The organism is Streptomyces sp. NPDC052052, from assembly GCF_040680455.1.
Classification (GTDB): Bacteria; Actinomycetota; Actinomycetes; order Streptomycetales; family Streptomycetaceae; genus Streptomyces.
In genome coordinates, this window is record NZ_JBFAWU010000024.1 from 118,452 (window position 1) to 129,891 (window position 11,440).

13 protein-coding genes are annotated in these 11,440 nt (G+C 70.4%); 8 read left to right on the forward strand and 5 right to left on the reverse strand.

The window, feature by feature from the left end; translation table 11 throughout:
- Positions 1-3 precede the first annotated feature (3 nt).
- From AB0L71_RS26210 to AB0L71_RS26225, 4 genes are all read right to left on the reverse strand, one after another.
- Positions 4-327: a multidrug efflux SMR transporter gene (locus AB0L71_RS26210; RefSeq protein ID WP_365247401.1), complete on the reverse strand. Its 324-nt coding sequence runs from the start codon at positions 325-327 to the stop codon at positions 4-6.
- An 89-nt stretch (positions 328-416) separates the two neighbouring features.
- Complete coding sequence (rsgA, locus tag AB0L71_RS26215) at positions 417-1,433, reverse strand: ribosome small subunit-dependent GTPase A (protein WP_365247403.1); 1,017 nt, start codon at positions 1,431-1,433, stop codon at positions 417-419.
- 3 nt (positions 1,434-1,436) lie between these two features.
- Complete coding sequence (gene aroA, locus AB0L71_RS26220; protein ID WP_365247405.1) at positions 1,437-2,777, reverse strand: 3-phosphoshikimate 1-carboxyvinyltransferase; 1,341 nt, start codon at positions 2,775-2,777, stop codon at positions 1,437-1,439.
- Between the two features lie 182 nt (positions 2,778-2,959).
- On the reverse strand, positions 2,960-3,673 hold the full coding sequence (locus AB0L71_RS26225; RefSeq protein WP_365247406.1) for a M50 family metallopeptidase: 714 nt from the start codon (positions 3,671-3,673) through the stop codon (positions 2,960-2,962).
- Positions 3,674-3,738: 65 nt separating this feature from the next.
- Here AB0L71_RS26225 and AB0L71_RS26230 point away from each other — a divergent pair, with 65 nt between their 5' ends.
- The 7 genes from AB0L71_RS26230 (at position 3,739) to AB0L71_RS26260 (ending at position 9,811) form a co-directional block, all read left to right on the forward strand.
- A complete protein-coding gene (locus AB0L71_RS26230) occupies positions 3,739-4,554 on the forward strand; it encodes an SOS response-associated peptidase (RefSeq protein WP_365247408.1) in 816 nt (271 codons plus the stop codon).
- A gap of 29 nt (positions 4,555-4,583) precedes the next feature.
- Complete coding sequence (locus AB0L71_RS26235) at positions 4,584-5,249, forward strand: alpha/beta family hydrolase (protein WP_365247410.1); 666 nt, start codon at positions 4,584-4,586, stop codon at positions 5,247-5,249.
- A 313-nt stretch (positions 5,250-5,562) separates the two neighbouring features.
- Positions 5,563-6,219, forward strand: coding sequence for a sigma-70 family RNA polymerase sigma factor (locus AB0L71_RS26240; RefSeq protein ID WP_365247412.1), 657 nt, complete (start codon positions 5,563-5,565; stop codon positions 6,217-6,219).
- Positions 6,216-6,536, forward strand: coding sequence for a mycothiol system anti-sigma-R factor (rsrA, locus tag AB0L71_RS26245; protein ID WP_365247414.1), 321 nt, complete (start codon positions 6,216-6,218; stop codon positions 6,534-6,536). The genes AB0L71_RS26240 and rsrA overlap by 4 nt, the downstream gene beginning before the upstream one ends.
- Before the next feature lie 621 nt (positions 6,537-7,157).
- Complete coding sequence (locus AB0L71_RS26250; RefSeq protein WP_365247416.1) at positions 7,158-8,150, forward strand: hypothetical protein; 993 nt, start codon at positions 7,158-7,160, stop codon at positions 8,148-8,150.
- A gap of 105 nt (positions 8,151-8,255) precedes the next feature.
- Positions 8,256-8,894 (forward strand): peptide deformylase, encoded by a 639-nt coding sequence (gene def, locus AB0L71_RS26255; RefSeq protein WP_365247418.1) that lies wholly within the window; start codon positions 8,256-8,258, stop codon positions 8,892-8,894.
- Between the two features lie 179 nt (positions 8,895-9,073).
- Complete coding sequence (locus AB0L71_RS26260) at positions 9,074-9,811, forward strand: D-Ala-D-Ala carboxypeptidase family metallohydrolase (RefSeq protein WP_365247420.1); 738 nt, start codon at positions 9,074-9,076, stop codon at positions 9,809-9,811.
- A gap of 124 nt (positions 9,812-9,935) precedes the next feature.
- Here the strand turns inward: AB0L71_RS26260 and AB0L71_RS26265 are convergent, their stop codons facing one another.
- Positions 9,936-10,910 carry a helix-turn-helix domain-containing protein gene (locus tag AB0L71_RS26265; protein WP_365247422.1) on the reverse strand — a complete coding sequence of 325 codons (975 nt, stop codon included), beginning with the start codon at positions 10,908-10,910 and terminating at the stop codon, positions 9,936-9,938.
- Between the two features lie 81 nt (positions 10,911-10,991).
- Between AB0L71_RS26265 and AB0L71_RS26270 the strand changes: the two genes are divergently transcribed.
- Entirely contained in the window at positions 10,992-11,204 is a 213-nt protein-coding gene (locus AB0L71_RS26270) for a hypothetical protein (RefSeq protein ID WP_365247424.1), read from the forward strand.
- Positions 11,205-11,440 lie beyond the last annotated feature (236 nt).

Consider the following 11,440-nt stretch of genomic DNA (forward strand, 5'->3'; position numbering starts at 1 on the left):
CGGTCAGTGCGACGAGCCCGACAGCTGGAGCCCGATCACACCGACGATCACCAGGGAGATCGAGACGAGCTTCAGGGTGGAGACCACGTCGTTGAGGAAGATCATGCCGTAGATCGCGGTGCCCGTGGCACCGATGCCCGTCCACACGGCGTAGGCGGGGCCCACGTCGAGCTTCTTCAGCGACAGGGTCAGCAGGCCGAAGCTGCCGAGGGCGAAGACGCAGAACGCGATGGTCGGCCAGAGGCGGGTGAAGCCGTGCGACAGCTTGAGGCAGACGGCGAAACCGGTCTCCAGCAGCCCCGCGACCACGACCAGCAGCCACGCCATCGTCAGTTCCCTCCCACATCAGTGACCGCCACGCCCCGGTGGTGCGATTATGCACTTACCTGCGACAGGAGATCGCAAACGTGCCCCGGTCAGTCGCCCTCGCGTCGTTCCCGGGTGGCCATCAGCCGCCGCAGCGATTCCAGCCGTGCCGGATCGGCGTGACCGTCCGCCACCCAGGCATCCAGAGCACATTCCGGTTCCTGGCTGTCATGGGTGCAGCCGCGGGGGCAGTCCACGGTGGCGGGCTCCAGGTCCGAGAAGGCGTGGATCACCCGCGACGGGTCGATGTGGTTCAGCCCGAAGGACCGCACTCCCGGGGTGTCGATCACCCAGCCGCGATAGTCGGGCAGCGGCAGGGCCAGTGCGGACGTGGTGGTGTGCCGGCCACGGCCGGTGACCGCGTTGACCACTCCGGTGGTACGCCGCCGGTCCTTCGGTACGAGTGAGTTGACCAGCGTCGTCTTCCCGACCCCGGAGTGCCCGACGAAGGCGGTCACCCGGTCGTTCAGCTGCTCGCGGACCCGCTCGGCCGCGTCGCCGTTCTCCAGCTCCTCACGGCTGGTGACGACGAACGGGACGCCCAGCGGGGTGTACGCCTCCAGCAGCTCGTCCGGGGAGGCGAGGTCGGACTTGGTCAGCACCAGGAGCGGGGAGAGCCCGCCGTCGTAGGCGGCGACCAGACAGCGGTCGATCATCCGCGGGCGGGGTTCCGGATCGGCCAGGGCGGTGACGATCGCCAGCTGGTCGGCGTTGGCGACGACCACCCGCTCGTACGGGTCGTCGTCGTCCGCGGTCCGGCGCAGTACCGAGCGGCGCTCACCGATGCGGACGATCCGGGCGAGGGTGTCCTTGGCGCCGGAGAGATCCCCGACGAGGGAGACCGTGTCCCCCACCACGGCGGCCTTCCGGCCCAGTTCACGGGCCTTCATCGCCACGACCGTGCGGTCGTCGACGAGGCAGGTGAGCCGGCCGCGGTCGACCGTGAGGACCATGCCTTCCTCGGCGTCCTCGTGCTTCGGGCGGATATGGGTCCGAGGCCGGTTGCCCTTCGGGTTGGGGCGGAACCGGATGTCGTCCTCGTCGGGGTTCTTGCCGTAGCGGCGCATGTCTCAGGCCCCGAGCATTCCGGTCCACATCTGCGGGAAGTCGGGCAGGGTCTTGGCGGTTGTCGCCACGTTCTCGATCTCCACTCCGGGGACGGCAAGGCCGATGATCGACCCCGCGGTGGCCATCCGGTGGTCGTCGTACGTATGGAAGGTACCGCCGTGCAGCGGCCGGGGCCGGATGTGGAGGCCGTCGGCGGTCTCGGTGACGTCGCCGCCGAGCTCGTTGATCTCCTTGGTGAGCGCGGCGAGTCGGTCCGTCTCGTGCAACCGCAGGTGGGCGACGCCGCTCAGGGTGGACGGGCCGTCGGCGAGCGCCGCGACCGCCGCGATGCCCGGGGTGAGCTCGCCGACCTCGCCGAGGTCGACGTCGATGCCGTGGATGCGCCCCGAACCGGTGAAGGTGAGGCCGCGCTCGGTCAGCTCGCAGCTGCCGCCCATCGCGGTGAAGATCTCCCGCAGGGCGTCACCGGGCTGGGTGGTGTGCTCGGGCCAGTCGGGGATGGTGACCCGGCCGCCGGTGACCAGGGCCGCGGCGAGGAACGGCTGGGCGTTGGAGAGGTCGGGCTCGATGGTCAGATCGCGGCCGAGCAGGGCGGACGGGGAGACCCGCCAGACGTTCGGCTCACCGCCCGTCTCCGGCTCGTCGACCTGGGCGCCGACGGCCCGCAGCATGTCGACGGTCATCCGGATGTGCGGCATGGAAGGGAGCCGGGCGCCGGTGTGGCGGACCTCCACCCCCTGGTTGAAACGCGGAGCCGACAGCAGCAGGGCAGAGACGAACTGTGACGACGAGGAGGCGTCGATCGCCACCGGTCCGCCGTCCAGAGCGCCGCTGCCGTGCACCGTCATCGGAAGCGAGCCGCGCCCGTCGTCGTCGATCCGGGCGCCCAGCACCCGCAGTGCGTCGATCACGCCGTTCAGCGGGCGCTCGTAGGAGCGAGGGTCGCCGTCGAAACGGATCGGACCGTCGGCGAGGGCCGCCACCGGCGGGAGGAAGCGCATGACCGTGCCGGCATTGCCGACATCGATGGTGGTGGGGCCGTGCAGACCGGCCGGGATGACCCGCCATGCCTCGCCGGAGCCGTCCGGGCCGCCCACGAGGGAGGAACTGGACGACACGGTCTCCTCGATGCCGACGCCCATCGCGCGCAGCGCCTCGGCCATCAGCAGGGTGTCGCGGGAGCGCAGGGGGCGCCGCAGCCAGCCGGGCTCGGCGGCGAGAGCGGCGAGCACGAGGGCGCGATTGGTGACCGATTTCGATCCGGGCACGGTGACGGTCGCGTCGACGGGGCCGCTCGCTCGGGGGGCGGGCCAGAGGGCGGGGTGCACGGAACTTTCGGTCATGGAGCTCACTTTAGTGGCACCAGGCAATCCAGAATCGCGACCAAATACGACGAAAACGGTGTGCAAGGCCGACGGGTGCGTACCGGCGGGCCCACGGCGGCCCTCGGAGCGCGTCGGGAGCCTCGTTCGTCCGCCCGGTCGGAGCCGACCCCGCGGGCTCCGAGAGCGGGGGAACCGCCCTCTCAGACGCCGAGCAGCCAGCGTCCGCCGCCGATCAACGAGCAGAGCGAAACGGCGTGGAAGAGGAACAGCCAGAGGACGGCCGGCACGTCCGTCAACCGCGACAGCTGGTCCGCGTCCGAGTCCGGTGCACCGCCGTGCCGCCGCTTCGACTGGAGCTCGAAGACCGGGCGCACGCCGCCGAGCAGCAGGAACCAGACGACGGTGTACGCGAACAGCGACTGCACGGCGGGCGAGGCGAGCCAGGACACCAGCAGGAAGGCCGATCCGGTGAAGATCACCGACAGTGCGCCGTACAGATTGCGGATCATCACCAGCATCACCGCGAGCAGTGCGGTGGCCAGCCACAGCAGCAGCGTGATCCGGCCGGCCGCCAGCAGCCACGCTCCGCCCAGGCCCAGCAACGACGGGGCCGTGTAGCCCGCTGCCGCGGTCAGGATCATCCCGATGCCGGTCGGCTTGCCGCGGCTGACCGTCAGCCCGCTGGTGTCCGAGTGCAGCCGGATGCCGGACAGCTGCCGCCCGCTGAGCAGCGCGACCAGCCCGTGCCCGCCCTCGTGCGCGATGGTGATCGTGTTGCGGCTGAGCCGCCACAGGGGGTTCGGTACGACGGCGATCAGCGCGAGCGTCCCGGTCACCACCACCAGCCACTGCTCGGGTGCGGGCTGGGTGCCGAGCACCCGGTCCCACAGATTGCCCAGATCGGTGCGGTCCATGGTGCAGGCGGCTCCTTGCGGTATCGGCGGGTCGTCGACGTGACGGTCGTGGCAGTCTGGCACTCATGTGCGGACGGTATGCGGCGAGTCGGCGGCCCGAGGATCTGACCGGACTCTTCGGGGTCGAGAAGTGGGAACCGGCCAAGACGCTGGCGCCCGACTGGAACGTGGCACCGACCAAGGAGGTCTACGCCGTGCTGGAACGTCCGTTGAAAGACGCAGACGACCAGCGTCCGGTTCGCCAGCTGCGCGCTCTGAAATGGGGGCTCGTCCCGTCCTGGGCGAAGTCGCCCGAGGGTGCCGCGCGCATGATCAACGCCCGTGCGGAGACGGTCCACGAGAAGCCGTCCTTCCGTCGGTCCTTCGTCTCCCGGCGCTGCATCCTGCCTGCCGACGGCTACTACGAGTGGGTCACGGGTGCGGACGAGCGGCAGCTGGAGGAGAAGGGGAAGCGCAAGCGGCCGCGCAAGCAGCCCTACTTCGTGACACCGGCCGACGGATCGGTCTTCGCGATGGCCGGGCTGTACGAGTTCTGGCGCGACCGGACCCTGCCGGACGACCACCCGATGGCCTGGTGGGTGACCTGCTCGGTGATCACGACCGAGGCGGAGACCACTCCGCTCGCGGTCGCCCCCGCCGAGGGTCCGGCCACGCTCGCCGACATCCACCCCCGGATGCCGCTGATGCTGACCCCTGACCGGTGGGACGCGTGGCTCGATCCGACGCACACCGGCATCGAGGAGCTGAGGGCGCTGCTCGCGCCGCCGCCGGGCGGTCTGATGCGGGCCTACCCGGTGGCCACGGCCGTCAGCAACGTCCGGAACAACGGCCCCGAACTGCTGGAGGAGCTGGCCGCGCCGGAAGCGGGCACCTTGTTCTGATCCCTGGGGCGACCAGGCAGGATGGGGGCGTGAGTACCGCACAGACGGGCCCCGGGACCGGGACCCCCAGGACCGAGACCGTCGACACGGATGCCGGACCGGCCAGGATCACCTGGCTGCCCGCGGACGACGCCCGCCTGGTGCTTGCCGTCGGCCACGGCGCGGGCGGCGGCACCGGGACCCGCGACCTGACGGCCCTGGCCGCCGCCCTGCCCGCCCACGGGGTGACCGTCGCCCTGGTGGAACAGCCGTGGCGGGTCGCCGGGAAGAAGGTCGCGCCCGCCCCGAAGACGCTGGACACCGGATGGCGGGGCGTGTGGCCCGCGCTCACCGCAGCGGGCCTGCCCGTCGTCGCGGGCGGGCGCAGCGCCGGGGCCCGGGTGGCCTGCCGCACGGCGCGCGAACTGGGCGCCCACGCCGTCCTCGCGCTCAGCTTCCCCCTGCACCCGCCGGGAAAGCCGGAGAAGTCCCGCGCGGACGAACTCCTCGGGACCGGCGTGCCCACGCTCGTCGTCCAGGGCGGAAATGACCCGTTTGGGCGACCCGCCGAATTTCCTCCGGGGGAGTACGGGATCACCGAGGTGCCCGGCGGCGACCACGGGTTCGCGGTACCGAAGCGGGCCGGCCTGACCGAGGACCAGGCGATGGAGGTGCTCACCGACGCCGTCGTGGCGTGGCTGTCCACCCTCGTATGACGTACCCCCCGGCGGTTCGGCCGGCACCGTCGGGGCGCGGCACAGGCCCCGGGAATGTTGAGCCGGGGCCCGATGTTGTCGGTGTCATCGGTACATCGATGTCGTCCGTGGAGAGGGAGTCCGTCGCATGGGTTCGACCATCTGTCCGCATCGCTCGAACGTCGCCGACCTGAAATGGACGGTCCTGCACACGGACAGGACCACTTCCGATCGGGCGCTGGGCGGATCGGTTCGACGACCCGTCTCGGAGCAAGGTCGACTATTCTCCGATTCGAGTGGATCCGGTTTCGGATCCGCCACAGCGTTGGAGGAGGTGGGTCCGGTCACTGGGGCCGACACAGGAACCGACGACGGCCGTACCCAGGAGACGGCTGCCGAGCGCAACGCGCGCTTCGAACGGGACGCCCTCGGTTTCCTCGACCAGATGTACTCGGCCGCGTTGCGCATGACGCGCAACCCGGCGGATGCCGAGGACCTGGTTCAGGAGACGTATGCCAAGGCGTACGGCTCCTTCCATCAGTTCCGTGAGGGGACCAACCTCAAGGCGTGGATGTACCGCATCCTCACCAACACGTTCATCAACTCGTACCGCAAGAAGCAGCGCGAACCTCAGCGCAGCGCCGCCGAGGAGATCGAGGACTGGCAGCTGGCGCGCGCCGAGTCGCACATGTCGACCGGTCTGCGCTCCGCGGAGTCGCAGGCTCTCGACCACCTGCCCGACTCGGACGTGAAGTCCGCCCTGCAGGCGATCCCCGAAGAGTTCCGCATCGCTGTGTATCTCGCGGATGTAGAGGGCTTTGCCTACAAGGAGATCGCGGACATCATGGGGACTCCCATCGGTACGGTGATGTCCCGACTGCACCGGGGCCGCCGCCAACTGCGCGGCATGCTGGAGGACTACGCCCGTGAGCGCGGCCTCGTCCCCGCCGGTGCCGGAGAGTCGGAAGATCGGAAAGGCTCGGGCTCATGAGCTGCGGAGAGCCGCACGAGACGGACTGCTCGGAAGTCCTCGATCATCTGTATGAGTTTCTCGACCACGAGATGCCCGACAGCGACTGCACCAAGTTCGAGGTGCACTTCGAGGAGTGCTCCCCGTGCCTGGAGAAGTACGGCCTGGAACAAGCCGTGAAGAAGCTGGTGAAGCGCTGCTGCGGGCAGGACGACGTGCCGACCGATCTGCGCTCCAAGGTGTTGGGCCGGATCGACCTGATCCGCTCGGGGCAGGCCGTGCCCGAGCAGGACGTCACTGCCCCGGAGTCCGACCGGCCGACCGCCGCCAAGGAATGAGCCCCGGCGGACGCCACGACTCGTCGCGGCTCCGCACGAACCATGCTCCGTACGTAGTTCCGTGCTCCGTATCCGGACGTGCCGACCGGGCTCTTTGACACCCGCCGGAGCACACAACTCGCCGACCTGGCCCCTTCGTTGACCCCGGGTTCTGTCGCGCGTGCCGACCGGCCGGGCGCCCGGCCGTGCCGTTGTCGGCCACGCTCCCACCGAGCCGTCTCCGGCCACACCCCCCGCCATGCCACCCGCGCTCGGTCCGGCGGCCGGGGCGGATACCGGACCGCCGTCGCGCGGGAGGCGGTCGGCAGACCCCTCTGCCGGGAACAGCTCCTGTGCGTCAGGATCGTCCACCTCGTCGACGCATACGACGACCTCAGCGGGGAAAGTGTCATCGGGCCCCCGGATGTGTGGGAGGGAATCGGGCCCGGCACCGGTCCCGGCTGTCGGCCCGAAGCCGTGCCCGCACGGGCCGGGGTCATGGTGCCGGGGTCCTGGTCCGGGGCGGTCCGACCCCCTGTCCCGTCCGGGTAACCCATGGGTAATGAGCGGGTGTCCGGCCTGGCATGGTTGGATGCGAAGAGAGTGGAAAACGAGGGTGTCCAGTCGGGACGGGCGGGAATCGTGAGGATCTTCGGGAAGGTACGGCATCGGCCCTCCGCCTCTTGGCGGCAGGCCACGGACCGCGCGTTCACGCTGATCGGCGACGGCCGGTACGAGGACGCGGGCGCACTGCTGACGCGTGCGGCGGACCTGGAACCCTGGCTCTCGGAGTCGTGGTTCAACCTGGCGCTGCTGCACAAGTTCCGGCATGACTGGGAACAGGCGAGAGCCGCGGGCCTGAGGGCCGTCGCGCTGCTCGACAAGGCATCCGGCGCTCCCGACTGGTGGAACGTCGGGATCGCCGCCACCGCACTGCAGGACTGGCCGCTGGCGCGCCGCGCCTGGCAGGCGTACGGCCTGAAGGTGCCGGGCGCGGGTCAGTACACCTCGGCGGCCAACAGCGAACCGGTGGGTATGGAGCTGGGCAGTGCCGCGGTACGGCTGTCGCCGGAGGGCGAGGCCGAGGTCGTGTGGGGCCGCCGGCTCGATCCGGCCCGGATGGAAGTGCTTTCCATCCCGCTGCCGTCGTCCGGCCGCCGCTGGGGCGAGGTCGTGCTGCACGACGGTGTGCCGCACGGGGAGCGGGTCACCGCGGCCGGGCCCGCGTATCCCGTGTTCGACGAGATCGAGCTGTGGGCGCCGTCCCCCGTGCCCACCTGGGTCGTGCTGCTCGAAGCGGCCACCGAGGCGGACCGGGACGCCCTGGAGCAGCTGGCGTCCGACGCCGGGTTCGCCGCCGAGGACTGGTCGTCCTCGGTGCGGCTGCTCTGCCGGGCATGCTCGGAGAGCCGGATGGAGAGCTATGAGGGCGGCGATGAACACCTGGACCCGCACGACCACAGCGAGCCGGGGCATCCGGGACCGCTGGGGCACCGTACGGCCGGTGATCTGTGGGTGCCGGAGCGCGAGTGCGGGATAGCGGCACCGGCAGGGCTGGTGCGCGGTCTGCTGGACGGCTGGGTGGCGGACAGCCCGGACAGCCGCGAGTGGCGGGATCTCGAAGAAGTCTGCTGACCCGTGCCCGTAGGCTGTATGGGCACCGGTCGCGGTGCTCGGGTGCCCGGACCCCGGTCCATCGGACGTCCGGGGTTCAGGTTTTGAGGAAGGCGTACGGCTGACATGGCGCAGCAGGAGACGGGCGAGCAGATCAGCGTCGACGACGAGGGATTCGTCGTGGACACGGAGGACTGTGAGGCGCGTGAGACGGCTCATCGCGAGCGAGGCACGTCCCGTCCGATCACGGTCGTGGGCAATCCGGTGCTGCACAAGGAGTGCAAGGACGTCACCGAGTTCGACGACGAGCTGGCCCGGCTGATCGACGACATGTTCGCGAGCCAGCGGACGGCGGAGGGTGTGGGCCTGGCCGCCAACCAGATCGGTGTCGACCTGAAGGTCTTCGTCTACGACTGCGGGGACGACGAGGGCGTACGGCACGTGGGCGTCGTCTGCAACCCGGTGCTGGAGGAGCTGCCGCCCGAGGCGCGGGTCCTGGACGACTCCAACGAGGGCTGCCTCTCCGTCCCCACCGCGTACGCCTCACTGGCCCGCCCGGACTACGCGGTGGTCCGCGGCCAGGACGCCAAGGGCAACCCGATCAAGGTGCGGGGCACCGGCTACTTCGCGCGCTGCCTCCAGCACGAGACGGACCACCTGTACGGCTACCTGTACATCGACCGTCTCTCCAAGCGGGACCGCAAGGACGCGCTGCGGCAGATGGCGGAGAACACCCCGCGCTACGAGACCGTGCCGAACGACTGAGCCGCCCGGCACCACTTGCCGCCCGGCAGGCCCCTGCACCCTCGCGAAAGCGGCAGGGCCTGCCGGAACACGCTCTTCGGGATCGAGTCAACCAACTTTCTTCCAAAGATAGTTGACGCGCGTTGACTCGTCCGACAAGCTCTCTCATCACCACTTCCGTGATGTGAGGGAGCCCCCCCATGCTCAGGCGCACCGCACGACTACTGCTCGGCATTGTCATGACCATGGCCTTCGCCTTGGGCGGTGCCGTCGTCACCGCCGGCACCGCGCAGGCCGACGGCTGTTACACCTGGAGCCGGACCCTGTCGGCCGGCGACACCGGCAATGACGTCGTCCAGCTTCAGATCCGGGTGGCCGGCTACCCGGGCTACAACTCCGTGCTCGCCATCGACGGCTCCTTCGGACCGGCCACCACCGCCGCCGTCAAGCGCTTCCAGGCCGCCTACGGCCTCACCGCCGACGGCATCGCGGGCCCGGCGACCCAGTCCAAGCTCTACGCCCTCCAGGACGACGACTGCACCCCGATCCACTTCAGCTACGCCGAGCTCAACCAGTGCAACTCGACCTGGGCGGGTGGTGCCGTAGCGGCGGGCACGGCGAAGGCCAGCGCCCTGAGCACCATGTGGAAGCTGGAGGCGCTGCGGCACGCGCTCGGTGACCAGTCGATCCGGGTCACCAGCGGCTTCCGTTCGAGCTCCTGCAACAGTGCGGTCGGCGGTGCGACCAACAGCCGCCACATGTACGGCGATGCGGCCGACCTCGGCGCCGGACCGCACTCCCTGTGCACCATGGCCAAGGAGGCCCGCTACCACGGCTTCAACGGGATCCTGGGCCCGGGCTACCCGGGACACAGCGACCACGTCCACGTCAACCAGGGCCCCAGCCACTACTGGTCGGCTTCGAGCTGCGGAATCTGACATAGCGTCAAGCAGCAACATCTGGCACACCAGGGCTCTGTGTGCCGGTCCCGCCGGACCGGCACACAGAGCCCTTTTCCGTGGCGCCCGCCCGGCGGCCCGGCGACGCCGAATCCTTTGTGGGTCAGGCGACTTCGGGTGTGGAGGCTGGTCCGCGGAAGGTACGTCGATAGGCCTGCGGTGTGGTGCCCAACGACCGTACGAACTGATGGCGCAGTGCGGCAGCGGTTCCGAAGCCGGTCCGCGCCGCGACCGCGTCCATCGTCTCGTCGGTCGTCTCCAGCAGGTGCTGAGCGAGCAGCACCCGCTGACGGAGCAGCCAGCGGTACGGAGTGGTGCCCGTCTCCTGCTGGAAGCGGCGGGCGAAGGTGCGCGGAGACATGTGCGCCTGGACGGCAAGCTGTTCGACGGTCAGCTCCTGGTCGAGGTGGCGCTCCATCCAGGCGAGCGTGCCGCCGACCGTGTCGCACCGGGTGCGGGGCAGTGGCCGCTGGATGTACTGCGCCTGCCCGCCGTCCCGGTGCGGTGGCACCACCATGCGGCGGGCGACCGCGTTGGCGACATCGGGGCCGTACTCCTGTCGGACCAGATGCAGACTCGCGTCGATCCCGGCCGCAGTGCCCGCCGATGTGATGACCGGGCCCTCGTCCACGTACAGCACGTCGGGTTCGACGACGGCCCGGGGGAAGCGACGGGCCAACTCCGGGGCATGGCGCCAGTGCGTGGTGCAGCGGCGCCCGTCCAGCAGCCCGGCCGCGCCGAGCACGTACGCGCCGGAGCAGACGCTCATCACGCGCGCGCCCCGGTCCACCGCCCGGCGCAGCGCGTCGAGGACCTGCTCGGGGTAGTCCCGCTGGGCGAAGCGGCTGCCGGCCGGCACGGCGATGAGGTCGGCCTCCTCCAGGCGGTCGAGGCCGTACGGCGTACTGATGGTGAATCCGGCATGGGTCCGGAGCACCGGGCCGTCGGCGGAGACCACGGCGAAATCGTGGACCGGCAGGCCTTCGTCGCTGCGGTCGAGGCCGAAGACCTCGCACAGCACGCCAAGTTCGAAGGGATGGACCTCGTCGAGCAGCAGAGCGGCGACGTTCGTCAGCATGGAGTCAGTGTGGCAGCAATTCGATGCTCCATGACAGTCCTGCCACTGCCGGACTCCGCCCGCGCGGACGACAGTAGAGCCATGAACACATGCGTGAACGTCCTGGGGATGTCCGTACTTGTCGCTCTTGTGTCGCTGCCCGCGCTGGTCGGTTTCGTGCGGGAGCGCCGCATCGACCGCCTCCTGCGGGAAGCGGAACGGGCACGGGGGGACGCGCCCCCGGAGGCGGGGGTCGCGGCACAGCCCGTGACGGCCGCGCGGCGCCCCCGCCTCGCGGCCGGGGTCCGGTGCTGAGGGCGGACGCACGAGGGCTCGGGCGACCGGGTGGGAAACGGCAGGGGCGCCGCACAGCCGGTGAAGGCTGTTGGGGTGTGTCCTTCGAACTGGTCCGCCCGCTGTGGGAACACCCGACGCGTGGGCAATGGGTACCGGGCGGCGCTCCTGTCGGCGACCCGCGCCGACGTCGTGGCGGCCCTGTGCGTGGCCGGGCTGCTCAATCTGTCCCTGCTCGTCGTCGCCGCGGCCAACCT